Source organism: Mycobacterium arosiense ATCC BAA-1401 = DSM 45069 (assembly GCF_002086125.1).
Lineage (GTDB): Bacteria > Actinomycetota > Actinomycetes > Mycobacteriales > Mycobacteriaceae > Mycobacterium > Mycobacterium arosiense.
Genome location: NZ_MVHG01000279.1, coordinates 1 through 334, shown reverse-complemented (window position 1 = coordinate 334; position 334 = coordinate 1). Strand labels below are relative to the sequence as shown.

The 334-nt window shown below is 66.2% G+C and carries 1 protein-coding gene; it reads left to right on the top strand.

Translation table 11 applies throughout. The annotated features are described in order from the left end of the window. Nucleotides 1-41: 41 nt before the first annotated feature. A partial coding sequence (locus tag BST14_RS28495; RefSeq protein ID WP_245845856.1) for a hypothetical protein occupies nucleotides 42-334 on the top strand: 293 nt, incomplete at its 3' end.

Below are 334 nucleotides of genomic sequence, written 5' to 3'. Positions count from 1 at the left end.
TCAACCCGGTGCGCTCGACGTCGCATCATCCGCTGTTCCAGGTGGCCACCGTTCTCCAGAACAATGCGCGCCCCGAGGTCGCGCTGGATGGGGTCAGCGTCGAGCCGCTGATGGTGGGCACTCGCACCGCCAAATTCGACATCGATATCCAACTCAGCGAAGTGCCCAGCGAGGATGCGGGATCGCCGATGGCCGCCGGCGTATTGACGTACGCCACGGATCTGTATGACCGGTCCACCATCGAGCGGATGGTCGGCTGGTTCGGCCGGGTGATCGAGGCGGTCGTGGCCGACGCCTCGGTGGCGGTTGGCGAGGTGTCGCTGCTGGATCGCGG